Genomic DNA, 17,993 nt, shown 5'->3' with positions numbered 1-17,993 from the left:
CTATTCTTTCTATGACTTGCAAATTATTTTCGAGCTAGCTCACTCACGCTTTGAGTTATTTCGCAAAAATACGCCTATTTTTGCGAAGAGATTCTCAAATTTATGATTTGATATGCCCTATACATTGAGAAGCTTGTGATAGAGTCCAGCCATTAATCAGCCAAAATATGCCGTTACACTTGCCATACTTCAAGTTGTATCTCGACTATTATCAATAGTGTGCCATGCTCGACGCTACGAATTGGCCTGTTTTTCCTGACTCTAGTTTTTCTCACTGAGACAGCGCCGTTGCTTGCCGAAATATCACTCGAATTATGTTATGTCTAGCTCATATATTGGTCATCATGCTTTTTGTTTTTAGTTTAAAGGTGTTTCCGTGGCTTTATTTACTCAACAGCGACTCAATCAAATTTTTGCCAGTATTCTCGATGAGGTAGTCCCTCAGGAACAACTCGCAAAACGTTTTTCCGTTTCAACACGGACTATACGTTCTGATATAAATGAGATTAATGAGTTAATACAAAATTTCAGTGCTCATATCGTTTATGAGCGTAACCGTGGTTATCGCTTAAAAATCGATGATGAGGCCCTATTTTCCAAATTCACACAACAAAATGAAGAGGAAAATAGTATTCCTCGTACTAGCAAAGATCGCATTGATGCTTTGCTATTGAAACTCTTGATGCTCTCTTTACCTGTTAAACTAGATGATATTGCAGAAGAGTGGTTTATTAGTCGTGGAACACTGCAGCAAGATATGGGTACCGTCAGAGAGCACCTACAAAAATATCAAATCTTGTTAGAAAGTATACCTCACCAAGGGATCCGCCTAAATGGCAGTGAGTGGGCAATTCGAGCTTGTATGACCGAAACATTGTGGCGCCGTTTTTCCCAACAAATCAACCATAACCTATCGGCATTCCAACCTGATTGTTTAGATAATCTAGACTTAACTTACATTGATAAAGTTCTTCATAATAGTATGAATCGCTTCGATGTTCGTCTAAGCAACGAAGGGCACCTGTATCTAGTATTTAATTGTGCAGTGACTATTCTACGGATTACACGCGGTCACGAGCTGACCTCCATTGTAAAGAATCACGATAGTGAAGAGACACTTCGTAAAGCCTGTGATGAAGTCTCTAAAGGGTTAATTTATTTCCTTGGCAGTGATCTTTCAGCTGCTGAATTTAGCTATTTGCACGATCAAATCATCGCACAACGCATCAGTAACCTTGATACAGCCCAACAAAGAATTGGCAATCACGGCGAGCTTGTTGAATATATTCTTAATTATATTAACGAATTATATAATTATGACTTACGTAATGATGAGAAGCTTAAAAAAGATCTCAACACACACATTGCCGCACTTATCACACGGCTTCAATATCATATTATTACGCCAAATCCATTGCTAAGTGACATTAAACAATACTATCCCTTTGCCTATGATGTCACCTTAAGTGCACTAACCAGCGCCAGTAAACAGCTACTTCCCCATCCAATCAATGAGGATGAGCTCGGCTATCTAGCTGTGCATATTGGGGTGAGCTTAGAAAGAAATTATGGTGCTAGCTCAATTCGCCAAACAGAAGTGCTTGTCGTTACTGATGCTGGTAACTCGACCTTTCGTGTCGTGGAATCGAAAATCATGCGTGAATTTCCGCAACTCAAATTTAGTCGAGGGCTGACCTTACAAGAATATGAATCTTTAGATGAAATTGAAGAAGACTTTGTCATCACCACAGTGCGTATTTCTGAGAAAAATAAGCCAGTGATTAAAATCGCACCTTTCCCAACCCCCTATCAATTAGAACAAGTAGGGCGGCTAGCGATGATAGATCAAACTCGACCCTATATTATTGAACGCTTTTTTGATGAACGCTATTTTATGGTGATCAATGAAAAGATCAGCCAAGAGGAACTATTTCAAACTGTTTGCCAAAAATTACAGCAAGACGGCTATGTTACTGGGGATTTTCACCCCTCGTTACAAGAACGAGAATCTATCGTTTCCACCTTACTAGGGGAAGGAATTGCCCTCCCCCATTCACTTGGCTTGCTCGCCAATAAAACAGTTGTTGTAACTGTAGTTGCCCCTAAAGGCATTGAATGGAATAAAGAAACAAAAGAAAATGCCTACGTAGTTTTCTTACTGGCCATTAGCAAAGCTGACTATGAAGAAGCCATGGCTATCTATGACTTGTTTGTCACGTTTGTCAAAGAGAAAACAACTCGCAGGCTGGTAACTGTCAAAAATTTCAATGAATTCCAAGTGATCGCTAAAGATAGCTTAGCGCGAATTTTATAGTTTAGAATAAATACAAACCCTCTGTATCTGTACTTCATTGAAGAGATGCTGAGGGTATTTTTTTGATATCGTTTCTTGATTAAAGTTTCCTCAATTTCCACTTCCTTTTGGAAAAGCGGTTATAACACTTTTTTGCGTGATCATTACCGCAATTTCATCATTTTATTTGTAAACAAAACAGCTCATCGTTACTCCTAACGCGATAAGTGGAAATGATTAATGTGCTTCGTTGTTATTTTACATTTTTTAATTTCCACTTCGTTGCCACTTAATTTTTGTGATTTCCACAATCGCCAAATAATCTTTAATGAACTGAATTTAAATAAATTTTATACATAATCTATTTCAGACAGCTCATTTTCAATACTCTTTAAATGCTTACTTTTCCATTTATTTTCCAATTAGAGCAAATATCCACCAAAAAATACGCTTACCGGCTTCCAATTTATTTCCACTTCCAAGTGGAAATTCAATGTCTGCACAAGTACTACAGAACCGATTAAGGTATTCATCATGACGTAACAAAGAAGTTTAATTGCATTATTATCTTGGATTTTAAATAGTTATGAGTAAATCAGTTGTCATTTTCAAGATGTCTGAAAATAACCTCGACATCAATGAAGTCACACAGGAGCTACTAGAAGTCATTAGTAGTTGGCTTAAACAAGAAAATTGCTACACCACAGATGTACAACAACAGATGTTGGAGTCTCATCTTAGGGCCATGGTTGCTAGAGCAAAAACGGGGGAAGCTTTACCGGAAGTTGATATCAGTTTGTTTGATGAAATATCAACACATTCGATTGCATTGTCACAACGTGTGGTCGATACCCTTCCAGGATTGGCTCCTGAAGAGACATTTTTACTCTCGGTTCACTTTGAAGTTATCCGTTCTAATGATTAATTTTTGGAGAATATCACTATGAAACAAGTTGTTGTCGCTATCGGAGATCGTTTAGGAAAAGGACAAAAAGTAGCAGTCGGTGTTGAAACTGCTGGAGGTAAAGCCATTGTTGTTCCAGGTGTCGCCGCTGATATGAAGCTTGGTGATGTGATGAATGCAGAGCAAGCCAATTTGGGTATCTCTTTTTGTGGTAGCGGCGGTGCTGGCGCTATTACCGCACAAACCAAATACGGCTACAAAGCACGTTACGGTATGCGTTCTATCGAAGAAGGCGAGACCGCAATTGCAGATGGTTGTACTGTATTAGGTTTTGGCTTTATGGATAAAGAAGAATTAGGCGAGCGTTTAGTGAAAGCTTACATCAAAAAATACGGCGGCGCGTAATGAAAAAATCTATCGAAACGGTTGTGCGGGTTTCCGGTCAAGGCGATAGCAAACAAAAAGCGATTGCTGATGCCCTGAATTCTATTCAACGCACTGTGTTGAAAGAGAGCAATGACATTATCCTGCGAATCGAACCTAAGGATGTTGCCGTTGTGAGTGCACATTCGCAATCGCGAACAGAAAAATTTCTTTTCGTCTTTCTGCCCCGCAAACGCGAACATTTTCGTGTAGTACTCGACGTTTCGCTAGATGTCACCTTACTTTCTGTCAACGAAATACCATTCACAGAACAATAAAAACAATTCAGGTCTGGAGGCATTTCCATGAGTGAAACTGCATCTTTCTTAGAAATATTGGGCATGTCCCTGATCATTGGCGGCCTTTGTGGCTTTGGCCTTGGTGCTGGTGCTGCTCGTATGTTCCACGCTCCTACAGTTCAAGGGATGGGAGCATTCCGTACACTCGGCGAACTTAATGCATGTGAAGGGGATCCCGCATCTCACTTTTCATTCGGTTTAGGGTTCTTCTTCAATGCATGGGCATCATCTGTTGCTGCTGGTGCATTCACACAAGATGTTGACCATCGCATTATTCCTAACTGGGGTGCGGCTGCACTACTGTCTAGAAATCGTAATGTTGCAGAAACGCTGCATAATCCGAAAAAAATGGCGATTGCATGTACCGTTATTGGCGCTGCTGTCGTCGCATTCTTAAATACCACCGCTTCCGCGGTACCGCCAGCATTGCAAACCACCGCGATTAACGTGCTGGTTCCCGCAGCAAACCTGTTGGTTAACACTGTCATGCCAGTCATTTTCTGGTTAGCTGCAATGGATGCCGGCCGTCGCTCAGGCTTCTGGGCAACACTTTTCGGCGGCTGTGCACAGCTGATCATGGGTAACGCAATCCCAGGACTCGTTCTCGGTATTCTGATCGGTAAAGGTGTCGATGATAATGGCTGGAACCGAATCACACGGACAATGATGATTGCCGTTGTATTACTGTTTGTTCTGAGTGGTTTCTTCCGTGAATTCGACCTGAAGATGATCACCTCCTTCAATCTAGATAAACCTTTGTGGCTTGAATATGTCCACGGGCTGCTGAGCGGGAAATAATCATGACAACTGAAATCAATAAAGAAGACTTTTGGTACGCAGAGTGGTCCTTCCCAATCTTTGTTGGCCTGCTTTCATCGGGGATCTTCGCAGGTACCCACATGTATGTGGTCTACGGATTCGGGGCATTTAACGAAGTTGCTTTCGTTGCCATGCTAAAAGCCGGATTGGATACCGGTGTTTATGGCGCAGTTGCGGCATTCGGTGCCAGCTTCTTGTTTGCTCGAATTATTGAAGGCTCATTGGTCGGTATTTTAGATATTGGTGGTGCATTACAAACCGGTGTCGGCCTTGGTGTTCCTGCTCTATTTCTCGCTGCGGGCTGGGATATTTTAGTCACTAACTTCTGGGTCTCACTAATCACTGGGTTAGTCCTTGGCTTAATGATCGGCTTCATCATTCTATTTGCGCGTAAATTTACGATTGCTCAAGCCAACTCAACATTTGGTGCGGACGTTATGATGGGCGCAGGTAATACATCCGGTCGCTTCTTAGGTCCGTTAATTATTCTTGCTGCAATGGCTGCATCTATTCCAATTGGTATTGGTTCACTGATTGGTGCATTGATTTTCTATGTGTGGCAAAAACCCGTTGCTGGTGGCGCAATTTTAGGTGCGATGCTGTTCGGATATTTCTTCCCTCTCGCCGCCTAACCACAAGATAACAAAGAAGGTAATTATGTACTCTTTAATCATCAAACAGGGTAAACGTATCGATGGCACATTAATCGATATTCTTATCAAAGATGGAAAAATCGAAGCAGCAGGCCCGGAGTTGGCCTGCAACCAACAAGCTGAAAAATGGATTGACCTGAAAGGGGATGTCTACGTAAGTGCAGGATGGATTGATTCGCACGCTCACTGTTTTGTTGAATCACCTATCTACTTCGATGACCCCGACTTAGCAGGCGCTGCAGGCGGAGTCACCTCACTGGTTGATGCAGGTAGCGTCGGTGCAGATGATATCGACAAGTTTTATCAATTAACGCAAAAATCACAAACCAATGTGTTTTCATTATTGAATATCTCACGTATCGGTATTATTGCGCAAAATGAGCTGTCTGATATGAATAATATCGACGAAACTTGCTTCCAACAGGCCATTGAGCGGCATGAAGGTTTTATCGTTGGCATGAAAGCAAGAATGAGTAAGAGTGTGGTGGGTGATAATGGAATTGCGCCACTGATAAAAGCGAAACAGATGCAGAAAAAACACCGACTGCCATTAATGGTGCATATCGGCAATAACCCACCGAACATTGATGAGATTGCCGACCTTCTCACTCGTGGTGATATTATTACCCATTGTTTCAATGGTAAACCAAACCGAATTCTTGATAACGATGGCAATTTAAAACCGTCAATTGCCCGCGCTCTGGCTCGCGGTGTGATCTTAGATGTCGGACATGGTGGTGAAAGTTTTAGTTTCAACGTCGCGGAACAGGCCATGCGGATTGGCACTTATCCTGACATTATCAGCTCCGATATCTATCATCGTAATCGCGTCAATGGCCCTGTGTATAGCCTTGCATTTGTAATGACAAAATTCCTCTGTATGGGATTTAGTGCAGAAAAAATCTTACGCTGCGTGACTGAGAAAGCGGCTGATTTATTAGCGCTTCCCGCTAAAGGTTATCTGAAACCCGGCTTTGATGCTGATATCACGTTATTTAATTTAAAAGAAGAGCGCACTGAGCTGACGGATGCGGAAGGCGAGCAGCGTACCGGGACTCATCGTTTCGTTCCTATCGCAGCGATTATCGGTGGAAAACATATTATTCATGCAGAAGGCGAATCCGAACATGCAATCGATTTATGAAAAATATCAGCTTAAACATGTAATTAACGCTTCAGGGCGCATGACTGCACTTGGTGTTTCAACACCAACACCTGAAGTGGTTGAACGTGTGACATACGGACTAAATCACTACTTTGAAATTAAAGATTTAGTGAATAAGACGGGTGCTTATATTGCCCATTTATTGAATGTTGAAGACGCCGTTGTAGTTTCTTGTGCTTCCGCCGGTATTGCGCAAGCCGTTGCAGCGGTCATTGTGCGTGACGATGACGATTTACTGCTGAATTTACATTCATCATCCAAGGTTATTCCACGTGAAATCGTGCTACCAAAAGGTCATAACGTCAACTTTGGTGCCCCCGTTGATACCATGGTGACCCTCGGTGGCGGTAAGGTTATTGAAGCGGGCTTTGCGAACGAGTGCTCTGCAGCGCAACTTTCTGCAAAAATCACATCACAAACTGCCGCAATTATCTATATTAAGTCTCATCATAGTGTACAAAAAAGTATGCTGAGCGTGAGTGAAGCGGCAGCGGTTGCTCGCCAACATAATGTGCCATTGATTGTTGATGCTGCGGCAGAAGAAGACTTGACTAGTTATTATCAAGCTGGCGCTGATTTGGTTATTTATAGTGGTGCGAAAGCAATAGAAGGTCCCACCAGCGGATTAGTTATCGGTAAAAAAACCTATGTTGAGTGGGTTAAACGCCAGAGCCAAGGTATTGGCCGTGCGATGAAAGTGGGCAAAGAAGGTATTTTAGGATTAGCGCTTGCTATCGAACAATATTTAACAGCAACCAAAGAAACAGGTGCTGAAATGGTGGATCGCATGAGCGGCTTTATTGAAGAGCTCAACGCTATTCCTGCGATTTCTGCTCGTGTTGTTTGGGATTCTGCTGGACGTGATATCGCACGTGCTGAAATTAGCTTTGATGAAAAAATGATTGGCAAAACCACGTATCAAATCATGCATGAGTTAAAGCAAGGGGATACCGCCATTTATTTTCGTGAATACAAAGCAAATGAAGGCAAAGTAGAAGCGGATATTCGCAGTGTCAGCAATGAACAACTGAATGTGATTGCTGAACATATCCGTTTGTTAGTTAAAGGAATTTAAGATGAAATTATCACCAAATTTTTACCATGAGCGTGTTTGTTTGAATGTATTAGCGGGTAGCCATCAAAATGCGAAAGATATCTACAAAGCGGCTGAAAGCTTTATCGTAGTTGGCGTTTTATCAAAAAATTATCCTGATTTAGACAGCGCAATTGCCGACATGCGCATCTATGCACAAGAAACAGAGAATGCATTATCTGTTGGGCTTGGAGCTGGTGACCCAAATCAATCGACGATGGTTTCATTGATTTCTAAAGTCATCCAACCACAGCACGTTAACCAAGTATTCACTGGCGCCCCTATTAGCCGTGCGCTATTGGGTCAGAACGAGACATTTGTTAATGCACTTGTTTCACCAAGTGGCACTGTAGGAATGGTTAAAGTATCCACAGGGCCTTTAAGTTCCCAATCACCAGATGGCATTGTCCCAGTTGAAACCGCGATCATGATGCTGAAAGATATGGGAGCGAGCTCGATTAAGTTCTTTAATATGAAAGGGCTGACTTATCTCGATGAATATAAAGCCGTTGCACAGGCTTGCGCTAAGTTTGATTTCTCTCTTGAACCTACTGGCGGAATTGATTTAGAGAACTTCCCGCAAATATTACAAATAGCGCTCGATGCAGGGGTTAAAAAAATCATCCCACATATTTATAGCTCGATTATTGATAAACAAACCGGTGATACACGCCCAGAAGATGTACGCCAATTGCTGTCGATGGTTAAGAAAGCGGTTAATTAAAAGTGTCCAACTTTATGGGGCACTTCATTTGCTGAGACGTTTTTTTCAGTCAATGAAATACGCTTGAACTCTATATTGGGTCAAGCGTATTTATTTCGCTATGGTACTATTTTGTTATTATTTAACTGTTGTTTGATTGCCGATAACATTGGCGAACTAGTATTTACACTACCGCCAGAGACGTCTCACACATAACTAACTTGGCAAACTGACAACATAAGGCCTAATAACAAATACACTAAATTGCTTTTTTTCATGCACGCTCCTTGTGCTGTTGAACATCAACAACGCTTCCATGAGTTATTGATGTTCGCTGACTATGTTAATCCACTAACAAGATACTTAACCCTTTTTAAATCCCGGCTTACCGTTTTTAGCTCGCCATTCTTTAACAATTTTAGTAATGGCGTCAGGAGTGCTATCAGCGTCAGATTGCGCATAATAAAGTAAATCTGTACCAGCAGGGTGCTCTGTTATTTTTTCAAAATGATTTAATAAGATATCTAATTTATCATCTGTCTCAGCAACATTTTCTTTATCTATTTTATTTATAAAATCAATAAACTCTGACTCTGTATAATCACTAATACTATTTTTTAGCTTCATATTTATTTTCCTCTATGAATATCAATATGTCGTTTTGGTGTAACAATTCGAATATTATCCATATGATATACTTCACCACTCTCATTAATTGGTTTTGACAAGCAGCCAATAAAACAGACAAAATAAGACGCAACAAATACACTAAATTTCTTTTTTTCATGCACAACTCCTTGTGCTGTTGAATATCAATAACTCATGCATGAGTTATTGATATTCGCTGACTATGTTAATCCATTAACAAAATACTTAACCCTTTTTAAATCCTGGTTTACCGTTTTTAGCTCGCCAATCCTTTACTATTTTTAAAATTCCTGCAGGTGAATCATCATCTCCATCATTAGGGAAATAAATGAGATCACTTCCTTTAGGATGCTCAGTTATTTTTTCAAAATGAGATACAAATTTTATTTGTTCTGCCTCATTCTCTGTATCTGCATTACAAATAATTGTTAAAAACTCCAAAAATTCAGATTCTGTATACTCACTAATATTATTTCTTAATTCCATTATTATTTACCTCTATGAATGTCAATGTGTCGTTTAGGGGTTGTGATTCTCAAATTATCCATGTCATAAACTTCACCACCTTCACTAATCGGGGTGTCATGATGTAATTCATTTACCTTTCTTCCTCCAACTTGATCTTCTTTCCTAACAAAAGGCGAGTTACCTTTAGATACGTTTGTCCTATTATTTGGTTTTAAATTTTTGATTAGCTCAGGAAATTTAGATATTTCTTTCCAGATAGATTTTCTAAATGTATCAAAGTTATTAAATTTCTTGCCCCGTAACTTATTCGCCACCTGTTCAGGGATCGGAACACCATTGTCTTTGCCGGCATCATTAAGCCATTTATCGCCGACCTTTTTACCTTTACCTGTCGCTGTTCCCGGCTTTTTACGCTTATTTTCCTTTTCTTTCTTATCTTGAGCTTTTTTCTTTTTACCTTCCGCTTTTTTCTTTTGCTCTAGCGCAATCCCAAGCTTTTTATTGGTCTCATTTAACTTACTTTGTGTTTGCTCATAACGAGTAACCTTTTCTTTTTTCTCATTATAAATAGGTACAATTTACTAAGCTGTTGCTGCCCTATTAAAAAGGCACCTCGTCCTGACCCTTGAGGGTTCATCCCCTCACCTATGTTTACGGCATCCTCTACTATTTTTTGCCATTTTTTTAGCTCAGCCGTTACACTAATTAATTCCTTCTTCTCTTTCAGGTAATCAATCTGAGAAGCCACCTGAAAATCTTTAGCCGCTTTCTTTTGTTCACTATCTGCAAGATTGTAATTTTTTTCAGCCTCGGCCAACTCTTTCCTTGCAACATCCAATTCCAGTTGAGCCGCTTCAATTGGATTATGAATTTCCCAATCAATTTTCGCCGTTTCAGCTTGTTTTTTTTCCTCTTCTGCGGTCAGATTTTTTGATATTGAAATATAAATAGGGGCATGGTCACCACCGAAATCAACAATCCCCTGATATGTTTCAGAAGTTGTACTCGGAATAACTGATTCTGGTTTAACATTGTCATAAGACGGGGTTTTAAACGATGTGCTCGGTTTTTTATCACTCAATCCAATCTGTAATGCTGGTTTGCCTGGTGCAATTTCGACAGAATACACGCCTGGTCGCCCAGTTTTTTTAGCTTGCACCACATTGACTTGCTGAGGATTTTTAGTCATTGCCGGCGTAACTTTATTCTTTTCAGGCGAAACAACTTGTTCTACCACAACCTTAGCCGACACTGATTTTTGGCGAGAAATATCTTTAATCGGCGTATCTGTCACGATACTGACAGGAAGAGCCGTTAATGAATACGTTTGGCTTTGTAACTTCTGACTCGCGACTAAGTTAGCTAGTTGTTGTTGGTGCTCCCGAAAAGCGGGATCAATTGTATCTAAAGCAATTGGGGTAGGTGAAATTAAAGCACCGACAGCAGTTAAACGACCCGCAATAGGTAAGCTACTCTCCAATAATCCAGCCAAACGAGCAAAAGGAGATGTAAGCGCAGTAGTATTGATCGTAATCCCCCACGTTCCCTCAATTATCGCTATTTGAGCAGGTATTGTCATCAATGAAACTGCTGCTACTGATTGTTTTTCAGGCGTTTTGCTAAAATTTACCGGTGAGTTGTTCCCACCGCCTCCTGAGTTACCACCATTCCCATTACCTTCCGGACCGGTTCCTTTTCCACTATTATCATTCCCACCGAACGGGTCATTCTCTGAACTCCACCCTGAGCCATCTGAAGCATGTACTCCCATAAAAGATTCCTTTTTTTAATTAAAATTCCGTTTAACAGCGCTGTATAAAAATACAGCGCAAAAAAAATATAAACCCAACATATAAATAAGTCAAAAAAACCAATTAAAAAATTAACCTTTAAAATTAAGTAATTAAGTAATTAAGTAATTAAGTAATTAAATAATTAAGTAATTAAGTAATTAAATAATTAACAACGTTATGGATATTTATAAAAAGAGTGACAATACTATATTGGTGTTACTTTTTAGTAATTTAGAAATGTCACTTTTCAAAACAGCCGTAAGATATATTAAGAACGTCTCAGAACGATTTTAAGCAGCAAACACACTCTATCTGAAAGTTTAGAAGGGTTTTAATTCCTTTCTGGTTCATCCTTAACAATATTTGATTAGCCGTTAGATCTAGAACATAACAACTAAAATGATGGCTATGATTATGTAATCGAATTTATAAAAATGGTGAACAGGAACGCAACTTTTTGCGTTTTTGTGAAGAGTTGATCAATCGAACTGAGTGAGTGAAGTATTTTTTCATTTTTGAAAATGAAAAATTTTTAATTTATTTCTGTTTTTTCTCATGGAATAGACATGATTAGCGGTTAACCATTAAATTCAGGCAATCGAAATAATACCCAAGAGTCCAGTACAAAAAAACTTTAAAATATTTCATTGCATTGGGATTTTTTCTAAATAATTCGAGTGGTGAAATGTTTCATTGCGTTGGTATTTTTTCTGAATAATTCGCGTTATGAAATATTACATTGAATTGGGATTTTTTCTAAATAATTCGAGTTGTGGCAAGGCGGCAAAGCGAGGACATCCCTAGGAGCATACATAAGTATGTGACTAGGGTGGCAGAGTGAAGCCAACGCGGACACAACTTGAAGTATGACGAAAAAATAAGTATGTGACTAGCGCGGCAGAGTGAAGCCAACGCGGTCACAACTTGAAGTATGACGAAAAAAATTGGAGTTGGCCGATAAGCCGGGTTCTGTCGTGGACAACCATTCATCTAGGCCAGCACTTGCGCACTGGCTCCAGCAACCTACCCGAGTTCAATGCGGGCCGCACCATATGAACCCCTATTTGGTCTTGCTCCGGGTGGAGTTTACCATGCCACGAACTGTTGCCAGTCGCGCGGTGCGCTCTTACCGCACCCTTTCACCCTTACCTGTGCCTGTAAAACAGGCCATCGGCGGTTTGCTCTCTGTTGCACTTGTCGTAGGCTCGCGCCTCCCAGACGTTATCTGGCACCCTGCCCTATGGAGCCCGGACTTTCCTCCCCTCTACCCGTCTCCCGAAGGGACTACGATAAAGCAGCGGTTGTCTGGCCAACTCCGCCGCGGATTATAGGCACTTTGCCCTGTTTTGTATAGGCTTTATTCGTTAAAAAATGCGAATTGCATATCGATAAGGAGAGAAGATAGTCTAATAAGTATAAGTAAACGTTTATGAGCCGAGCCGCTGAGCGAATACAACAACCAGCTGCTTTAAATATGGTGCGTCTAGGCAGTATATTTAAAAATAGACGATTGTATATAGATCTGGGATCCATTAATTATGTTTGATGCATGAACTTACCAAAAGAGCATAAAGTCATGATGATGATTTATCAATTCAAGCATTTTTTGATTTTTCTTTATTAAATATTATCTATCTACCTTCGCGACATAAAATTCATTAAAACCCAAGTAGAACACCTATCTGCGACCCATAAACCCTCAAAAAAGACAATCACCGTTTTTTACTCTTTAAACCTGCAACAAAACAATATTAAGCTAAATTAGGATAATTCTCTATTACCTCATTCAAATCAAATTTATTCACTTATTAATTTGCTTTTATCAATGGACTTACATTAGCCTAAGGTAAATATTTTGCATTTGCGTTAGTGGTCTACGCGTTTTTCATGAGACGGTTGCCATAACGCAACCCGAAAAGGAAGGCACGATGAGTCTGATGGATACAGCGAAACAATTCGTTTACTCTCACAATCGTTACCATTTAAAAATACAAGATTGTCACGAAGAGCTGGATGTTGAACACTTCATCGGACGTGAGGCAGTTAGCGAAACTTATCGTTACCAAATCACCTTCACCTCACCTCAACGCAATTTACAGCCTCAACAGTTTTTACGTCGCAACGCCCATTTTTCCTTTTCCTCTCCGACCACCCCATTAGCCGCTCTAGCCTCTTTGCCTGAACCCCAAAAACAAATTCATGGCGTCATCACCGATTTTAAACGCATTTCCGGCTCCGCGGATGAAGCCCAATACCACGTGGTGATTGAACCCTTTGTGGCATTGTTGCGTCATCAAATTCGCTCTCACCGCTTTTTTATCAATCAGTCTGTGCCCGATGTGATTGAACATGTTCTCCGTGAGCACAAACTGCACGGTTGGGAATTCGAGTTTAAATTGCAGCTGAATTACCCCAAACGTGAGCAAATCAACCAAATCAATGAAAGCGATTGGCAATTTATTGAACGCCTGCTCAGTGAGTTAGGAATTTTTTACTATTTCCGGTTGCAGCCTGATACCAAAACGGAAGTGATCTATTTCGCGGATAGTCAACGCGGCTATGTCTATGACCTGCGATTGCCACTCAATAGCCCATCTGGCATGAATGATAATGGGGTTGAGACGGTATGGGGGCTGTCTTTGCGTCATCAGGTGGTCGAGAAAAGTGTCACCACCGGGGACTATAATCACCGTGAAGCCATGCAAATTTTGCTATCCGCTGAAACCGATATCACCCATGGGGATAGAGACAACATCAATTACGGCGAGGTTTATCACTATCGCGCCCGTCATCTCGAACGGGGAAATAAGTACCAACCCGAAGTCGAATCGGGTCATTTTTGGGCACGCCTCGATCATGAACGTTTTCTCTCTCGTCAAATTCAACTGCGAGGAAAAAGCAATGCGGTGGCATTAACACCGTTAATGGTGTTGCGGATAGTTGATAACAATGTGCCGTCAACCTTGCCGACGGATTTTCAATCCGAGATTTTAATCACTCGCTTACGTTTTTCAGGCAGCCGCGCTACGGCGCTGATAATCCATTTTGATGCTGCCCCTTACACCGAAAGCCTGTGCTGGCGGCCTGTACTCAAGCCTCGTCCTGTGGTAGTTGGCACCTTAATGGCGCGTGTGACCAGTATCAAAGATCACGATATTTACGCCAACCAAAACCAACACGGTTTCTATTGGGTGAAATTCGATGCCGATCGCGATGATAAAGAAAAAGGGTACGAAAGCATGCCCGTGCGCCTTGCCAAGCCATACGCAGGGGATAACTACGGGATGCACTTCCCGCTAATCCAAGGCACTGAAGTCGCAATAGCCTTTCACGAGGGCGATCCGGATAGGCCGTATATTGCGCATGCCTTACATGACTCCTATCGCCCTGATCACGTCACCGATAGAAATAGCACCCGCAATGTCATTCGCACTCCAACTAACAATAAATTGCGGATGGAAGATAAGCGCGATCAGGAGCACATCAAACTGAGTACCGAGTATGGTGGTAAGTCACAACTCAATTTAGGGCACTTAGTCAATCAAGGCCGTGAAAAACGCGGTGATGGGTTTGAGTTGCGTACCGATAGCTGGGGCGCGATCCGTGCGGGTAAAGGGTTGTTTATCAGTACCGATTTACGCTCGAAAGCCGCTTCTGAACAGCTCGATATGCGCGAAGCACGTCAACAATTAGACGACGCCCTAAACTTAGTCAGCGCGTTATGTGAAGCCGCTGACGTTGCAAAAGCTGAACTGGCAGATTTAAACGCACAGCAAACGTTATTAACGCAGTCCATCAACGAGTTACAGCAAGCGGCGATGCTGCTAAGTGCCCCCGCAGGCATTGCGCTGACCTCGCCAAAAACAGTGCAAGCCAATAGCGGTGAAAACATCACCCTCACCGCTCAAAAACAGGCCGATATCTCTGTCGGTAAAAAAATCACCTTAGCGGCAGGCAAAGCGATTAGCTTGTTTGCTCAAAGTACGGGTATCAAAGCGTTTGCAGCAAAAGGTAAAGTCGAAGTTCAAGCGCAAAGTGATGAAATGCATTTAACCTCACTCAAAGATTTAACCGTCACCAGTACTGGTGGAAAAACGATTGTTGCCGCAAAAGATGAGCTATTACTCACCTGTGGCGGCGCTTATATACGATTAAAAGGCGGACAAATTGAATACGGCAGCCCCGGCAATCAAACCGTCAAAGCCACCAACTGGGTGGTGGTTGGCCCTGAATCGATGGATATCACCCATCCACAATTTCCACAATCCATGCCAAAGCAAACCTTGCGCTTTCAACTCAGTTCCTCACCGCAAAGCCCAATGAAAAGTCGTGCTTTTGAGCCGTATACCTTGTATGCCAATGAGGCGTTACTCACCAAAGGACAGACAGATGAAAACGGTAACATCCATATTGAACATGATGTCACCATCGAAAAATATCGCGTTGAGCTTGTGGATGGTGAAAAATTCACCATCAATCTTTTAAAATCAGATTCAGAAAATACTAAAGCAGACGAGTCCTCAAGAGAAGGATTCCGTGTACTTAAGCCAGCACTAGGCATGGAAGGGAAAATGTTATCCGGTGTGACACATAGAGATATTTTCAAACAACTATTAGAGATTGGAACACCGAAAGATAATCAGAAGGAAGAAAAATAATGGCTGATGCAACGGAACAAACAATCAATTTAGTTTTAGGTGAAAATAACAGTGCAATACTCACCCCTCAGTGGTTTATCACTGGAAAATATGCACCCGTAGCAGCAGGTTATGCCCCCTTAATTAACGGAGAACGCGCTTTTGCAACGATTGCAAAAGCGATTGAACAGGCACAAAAAAGCATTGATATCATTACATGGGGATTTCAAGCATCGATGTATTTTACCCGTGGAAGCAAAGGACAAGCAAAACGCGTGGGTGATTTACTCGAAGAGGCTGCGGGTCGCGGTGTCAAAGTACGTATTTTAGTATGGTATACCCTTGGTGGTAATAAAGCAGATCCTAATTTTCCGGGCTGGCAAGCTGCGCCTCGGGATTTTGGTTATGCAAACATGATCGCCCATGCATCAGACGGTTACCGCGCTTCAGGTAGCCAGTTACCTTATCAAACTCCCGAAGATTATGAATACGATTGCCAATGGCACTGGGAAATCACCATCAAGAAAAGGGGAAACGGCAATATTATTATTAAACATAGGGAGTTAAATTGGACCAATGATGCCCAAGAAGCTACTGAGCGTCAAACCAGCCACCATGTTAAAGAATATGGCGATATTGATTATATACAGGGACGATTATTAGCTTTATATCCAACACATCACCAAAAAGTCATTTTAGTTGATTATGAGGATCCAGATGATGCTGTCGGATTTGTCATGGGTCATAATTCGCTATCCACGTATTGGGATAAAGATTCACATTCTGAAACTCAACTCCCAGCTTATCTTGGACGAGATGGTAATACTGCATGGCAAGATAATTCATCCTGTGTTTGTGGTGCTATCTTAGCCCACATTAACCATAATTTTGTCGAGGCTTGGGAAAAAAACGTCGGGAACGATGCAGAACTGAGCCAACGAATGTCATTAACTGAAAGTGACCATAAGTTCACTGAACACCGTATGGAAAAAATCAACAATCGATTAATTAATGCGGTCACTGTGGATGGAATGATCCCGTTAAAAAAAGTTATGGCTCAAATTTGCCGTACACAGCCTCAATATAATGAATTTGATGTTTTGCGGCTTTATAAACATACGTTAGTTAGAGCAAGAAAATATATTTATATTGAAAATCAATATTTTCGCTATCCACCTTTTGTTGCCCTATTGCAAGACGCTATCAATGAGCGAGTAAAGGAAGGATATGATATTGAACAAAATCCTCTTTACCTTTTTGTTGTGACAAACAGTTCTAGTGATGCCGCTATTCATGCCGGCAGCTATCAAACTTATAAGATGCTCGAAGCATTACAACGCCCTGATATGGTGCCTAATTATCATCGAAAAGAACATAAGCTAGGTGAGGATGATGCCGTTGTAGCGGGTGCAATACCGGGGATCAAGTCGCACATCTGTACATTGATATCTCCTGATTCAACCACCCCGTGGCGATCGGTGTATGTCCACAGTAAAGTAATGATGATTGATGATACTTTTATGACATTAGGTTCTAGCAATGTGAATTTACGCAGCATGTTATTTGATAGTGAATTTAATATTGCCATTCAAGATACCGATATGACCAATATTATTCCGCCCATTCGCCAACATTTATGGAATATGCATACCAAACAGGCGGGGGATAATTTTGATAAAGAATTCAAAAATTGGTCAGATATAATTGATGAAAATAAAAGACTGCAAGACAGTGATATTCCAACCACTCCAGTTGCGTCATTAATTGAATTTTTTGATGGAAATAAAACATGGAAAAATATGGATTAATAATGAAATTAAAAAAAATAATTGTGTGTTTAATGGCCGTCTTTTTTTCTCTATTGGCTGGATGTGAACAAAAGGAAGAAAATAAAATGAATGACACCTTAAAACAATTTCAATTTAGCTGTGTTCACGAAAGTAGCCTGTTGCCGCCACTCGACCCAGAAGCTGATATCTGGTTTCAGCAAGCAAGAAAACTGCAAATACAAAAAGGCCCCAAAGATTTTGCGCGTATTGCTTCACTGTATCGCCAAGCTGCTGAAAAAAAACATTATAAAGCCATGGGAAATTTG

Annotated in this window: 16 protein-coding genes, 1 other RNA gene and 1 pseudogene; 12 read left to right on the top strand and 6 right to left on the bottom strand. The window is 41.1% G+C overall.

Annotated elements, in window-relative coordinates; all coding sequences use genetic code 11:
• Positions 1-376: 376 nt before the first annotated feature.
• The 9 genes from OOA_RS13320 to dagF all read left to right on the top strand — a co-directional run bounded on the left by OOA_RS13320 (position 377) and on the right by dagF (position 8,373).
• Positions 377-2,314, top strand: a complete 1,938-nt coding sequence (locus OOA_RS13320; protein WP_008912678.1) for a BglG family transcription antiterminator — start codon at positions 377-379, stop codon at positions 2,312-2,314.
• Between the two features lie 565 nt (positions 2,315-2,879).
• Entirely contained in the window at positions 2,880-3,218 is a 339-nt protein-coding gene (locus OOA_RS13315; protein ID WP_008912677.1) for a hypothetical protein, read from the top strand.
• Between the two features lie 18 nt (positions 3,219-3,236).
• Positions 3,237-3,602, top strand: coding sequence for an SFCGS family glycine-rich protein (locus OOA_RS13310; protein ID WP_008912676.1), 366 nt, complete (start codon positions 3,237-3,239; stop codon positions 3,600-3,602).
• Positions 3,602-3,898 (top strand): DUF4312 family protein, encoded by a 297-nt coding sequence (locus OOA_RS13305; RefSeq protein WP_008912675.1) that lies wholly within the window; start codon positions 3,602-3,604, stop codon positions 3,896-3,898. Before OOA_RS13310 ends, OOA_RS13305 begins: the two co-directional genes overlap by 1 nt.
• 27 nt (positions 3,899-3,925) lie before the next feature.
• Positions 3,926-4,717, top strand: a complete 792-nt coding sequence (locus tag OOA_RS13300; protein WP_008912674.1) for a DUF4311 domain-containing protein — start codon at positions 3,926-3,928, stop codon at positions 4,715-4,717.
• A gap of 2 nt (positions 4,718-4,719) precedes the next feature.
• A complete protein-coding gene (locus OOA_RS13295; protein WP_008912673.1) occupies positions 4,720-5,370 on the top strand; it encodes a DUF4310 family protein in 651 nt (216 codons plus the stop codon).
• A 25-nt stretch (positions 5,371-5,395) separates the two neighbouring features.
• Entirely contained in the window at positions 5,396-6,535 is a 1,140-nt protein-coding gene (locus OOA_RS13290) for an amidohydrolase/deacetylase family metallohydrolase (RefSeq protein ID WP_008912672.1), read from the top strand.
• The gene (locus OOA_RS13285) at positions 6,519-7,631 is read left to right on the top strand and encodes a DgaE family pyridoxal phosphate-dependent ammonia lyase (protein WP_008912671.1); all 1,113 of its coding nucleotides are present in this window, start codon (positions 6,519-6,521) and stop codon (positions 7,629-7,631) included. The genes OOA_RS13290 and OOA_RS13285 overlap by 17 nt, the downstream gene beginning before the upstream one ends.
• A 1-nt stretch (position 7,632) precedes the next feature.
• Entirely contained in the window at positions 7,633-8,373 is a 741-nt protein-coding gene (gene dagF / locus OOA_RS13280; protein ID WP_008912670.1) for a 2-dehydro-3-deoxy-phosphogluconate aldolase, read from the top strand.
• 342 nt (positions 8,374-8,715) lie between these two features.
• Here dagF and OOA_RS13275 read toward each other — a convergent pair whose 3' ends face one another.
• From OOA_RS13275 to rnpB, 6 genes are all read right to left on the bottom strand, one after another.
• The gene (locus OOA_RS13275) at positions 8,716-8,979 is read right to left on the bottom strand and encodes a bacteriocin immunity protein (protein WP_008912669.1); all 264 of its coding nucleotides are present in this window, start codon (positions 8,977-8,979) and stop codon (positions 8,716-8,718) included.
• Between the two features lie 2 nt (positions 8,980-8,981).
• Positions 8,982-9,143, bottom strand: coding sequence for a hypothetical protein (locus OOA_RS21295; protein ID WP_336431276.1), 162 nt, complete (start codon positions 9,141-9,143; stop codon positions 8,982-8,984).
• Between the two features lie 82 nt (positions 9,144-9,225).
• On the bottom strand, positions 9,226-9,486 hold the full coding sequence (locus tag OOA_RS13270) for a bacteriocin immunity protein (protein ID WP_008912668.1): 261 nt from the start codon (positions 9,484-9,486) through the stop codon (positions 9,226-9,228).
• Positions 9,487-9,488: 2 nt separating this feature from the next.
• A complete protein-coding gene (locus OOA_RS21290; RefSeq protein WP_336431277.1) occupies positions 9,489-9,956 on the bottom strand; it encodes an HNH endonuclease signature motif containing protein in 468 nt (155 codons plus the stop codon).
• 23 nt (positions 9,957-9,979) lie between these two features.
• Entirely contained in the window at positions 9,980-11,239 is a 1,260-nt protein-coding gene (locus OOA_RS13260; RefSeq protein WP_040691471.1) for a colicin-like bacteriocin tRNase domain-containing protein, read from the bottom strand.
• 964 nt (positions 11,240-12,203) lie between these two features.
• Positions 12,204-12,578: RNase P RNA component class A (gene rnpB, locus OOA_RS19800), an RNA gene on the bottom strand.
• Positions 12,579-13,189: 611 nt separating this feature from the next.
• Here rnpB and OOA_RS13250 point away from each other — a divergent pair.
• The 3 genes and pseudogenes from OOA_RS13250 to OOA_RS13240 form a co-directional block, all read left to right on the top strand.
• Entirely contained in the window at positions 13,190-15,919 is a 2,730-nt protein-coding gene (locus tag OOA_RS13250; RefSeq protein ID WP_008912666.1) for a DUF2345 domain-containing protein, read from the top strand.
• A complete protein-coding gene (locus OOA_RS13245) occupies positions 15,919-17,706 on the top strand; it encodes a phospholipase D-like domain-containing protein (RefSeq protein ID WP_008912665.1) in 1,788 nt (595 codons plus the stop codon). Before OOA_RS13250 ends, OOA_RS13245 begins: the two co-directional genes overlap by 1 nt.
• A 2-nt stretch (positions 17,707-17,708) precedes the next feature.
• A pseudogene (locus OOA_RS13240) lies at positions 17,709-17,993 on the top strand (SEL1-like repeat protein); the annotation flags it as partial.

This window comes from Providencia burhodogranariea DSM 19968 (genome assembly GCF_000314855.2).
GTDB lineage: Bacteria > Pseudomonadota > Gammaproteobacteria > Enterobacterales > Enterobacteriaceae > Providencia > Providencia burhodogranariea.
Note: the sequence above shows the minus strand (reverse complement) of the source record. Positions and strands in the feature narration are given on the sequence as shown.

What these genes read in the sequence shown, in the direction of transcription:
- OOA_RS13315 (WP_008912677.1), top strand. Translation starts at nt 2,880, where the DNA reads ATGAGTAAATCAGTTGTCATTTTCAAGATGTCTGAAAATAACCTCGAC.
- OOA_RS13310 (WP_008912676.1), top strand. Translation starts at nt 3,237, where the DNA reads ATGAAACAAGTTGTTGTCGCTATCGGAGATCGTTTAGGAAAAGGACAA.
- OOA_RS13305 (WP_008912675.1), top strand. Translation starts at nt 3,602, where the DNA reads ATGAAAAAATCTATCGAAACGGTTGTGCGGGTTTCCGGTCAAGGCGAT.
- OOA_RS13300 (WP_008912674.1), top strand. Translation starts at nt 3,926, where the DNA reads ATGAGTGAAACTGCATCTTTCTTAGAAATATTGGGCATGTCCCTGATC.
- OOA_RS13295 (WP_008912673.1), top strand. Translation starts at nt 4,720, where the DNA reads ATGACAACTGAAATCAATAAAGAAGACTTTTGGTACGCAGAGTGGTCC.
- OOA_RS13290 (WP_008912672.1), top strand. Translation starts at nt 5,396, where the DNA reads ATGTACTCTTTAATCATCAAACAGGGTAAACGTATCGATGGCACATTA.
- OOA_RS13285 (WP_008912671.1), top strand. Translation starts at nt 6,519, where the DNA reads ATGCAATCGATTTATGAAAAATATCAGCTTAAACATGTAATTAACGCT.
- dagF (WP_008912670.1), top strand. Translation starts at nt 7,633, where the DNA reads ATGAAATTATCACCAAATTTTTACCATGAGCGTGTTTGTTTGAATGTA.
- OOA_RS13275 (WP_008912669.1), bottom strand. Translation starts at nt 8,979, where the DNA reads ATGAAGCTAAAAAATAGTATTAGTGATTATACAGAGTCAGAGTTTATT.
- OOA_RS13270 (WP_008912668.1), bottom strand. Translation starts at nt 9,486, where the DNA reads ATGGAATTAAGAAATAATATTAGTGAGTATACAGAATCTGAATTTTTG.
- OOA_RS13260 (WP_040691471.1), bottom strand. Translation starts at nt 11,239, where the DNA reads ATGGGAGTACATGCTTCAGATGGCTCAGGGTGGAGTTCAGAGAATGAC.
- OOA_RS13250 (WP_008912666.1), top strand. Translation starts at nt 13,190, where the DNA reads ATGAGTCTGATGGATACAGCGAAACAATTCGTTTACTCTCACAATCGT.
- OOA_RS13245 (WP_008912665.1), top strand. Translation starts at nt 15,919, where the DNA reads ATGGCTGATGCAACGGAACAAACAATCAATTTAGTTTTAGGTGAAAAT.